The sequence below is a fragment of the Streptomyces sp. NPDC036764 genome (genome assembly GCF_055609385.1).
Map to the genome: position 1 here is coordinate 1 of NZ_JBVJPT010000034.1, position 1,397 is coordinate 1,397.

1 protein-coding gene is annotated in these 1,397 nt (G+C 64.9%); it reads right to left on the bottom strand.

From position 1 onward, the window contains the following. The coding region (locus ACZ69Q_RS45415) for a right-handed parallel beta-helix repeat-containing protein (RefSeq protein WP_471054705.1) at positions 1-1,367 on the bottom strand (1,367 nt) is incomplete at its 3' end. Between the last annotated feature and the right edge of the window lie 30 nt (positions 1,368-1,397).

Here is a 1,397-nt window from a genome sequence, read left to right on the forward strand (position 1 = left end):
ATCTGGTTGCGGCGCAGGGTGGGGTTGCCGCCCGTCTTGATCGTCACACCCGCCAAGGTGTTGCCGGTGATGTCGTTGCCCTCCAGCGTGCCCATCCCGTTGTCCTGGACGAAGACGCCGCCCTGCTTGTTGTCGTGGATCTGGTTGCGGCGCAGGGTGGGGTTACCGCCCGTCGTGATCTCCACACCCGACAAGGTGTTGCCGGCGATGTCGTTGCCCTCCAGCGCGCCCATACCGCTGTCCTGGACGAAGACGCCGCCCTGCTTGTTGTCGTGGATCTGGTTGCGGCGCAGGGTGGGGTTGCCGCCCGTCTTGATCTCCACACCAGAGAGGGTGTTGCCGGTGATGTCGTTGTCCTCCAGCGTGCCCATACCGTTGTCCTGGACGAAGACGCCGTTCTGCTTGTTGTCGTGGATCTGGTTGCGGCGCAGGGTGGGGCTGCCGCCCGTCTTGATCTCCACACCCGCCAAGGTGTTGCCGGTGATGTCGTTGTCCTCCAGCGTGCCCATACCGTTGTCCTGGACGAAGACGCCGTTCTCCTTGTTGTCGTGGATCTGGTTGCGGCGCAGGGTGGGGCTGCCGCCCGTCATGATCGTCACACCCGAGAGGGTGTTGCCGGCGATGTCGTTGCCCTCCAGCGTGCCCATACCGTTGTCCTGGACGAAGACCCCGCCCTGCTTGTTGTCGTGGATCTGGTTGCGGCGCAGGGTGGGGTTGCCGCCCGTCTTGATCTCCGCACCCGACAAGGTGTTGCCGGTGATTTCGTTGTCCTCCAGCGTGCCCATCCCGTTGTCCTGGACGAAGACGCCGTTCTCCTTGTTGTCGTGGATCTGGTTGCGGCGCAGGGTGGGGTTACCGCCCGTCGTGATCTCCACACCCGACAAGGTGTTGCCGGCGATGTCGTTGTCCTCCAGCGCGCCCATACCGCTGTCCTGGACGAAGACGCCGACCGCCTTGTTGTCGTGGATCCGGTTGCGGCGCAGGGTGGGGTTACCGCCCGTCATGATCTCCACACCCGACATGGTGTTGCCGGTGATGTCGTTGTCCTCCAGCGTGCCCATACCGTTGTCATAGACGAAGACGCCGCCCGCCTTGCCGTCGTGGATCTGGTTGCGGCGCAGGCGTGGGTCGGCGCCGTTGCGGATGGCGACGCAGGCGAGGCCCTGGCTGCTGATGTCGCAGCCTTCGAGCTCCAGCCGCCCCTGTGCGATGTCCACGCCATACCACTTACCGCCGGTCTGGCGCAGGGTCAGATTTGTGACCCGGCCCATGCTCGTCCGGAACATCAGCGCGTCGGCGTCATGGGCGCGGATCTCGATGTCCGCGACGGGCCCGTCACCGACGATTTCCAGGGGCTTGTCGACCACCAGGCCTTCTTCGTACAGACCCGGTCGGAC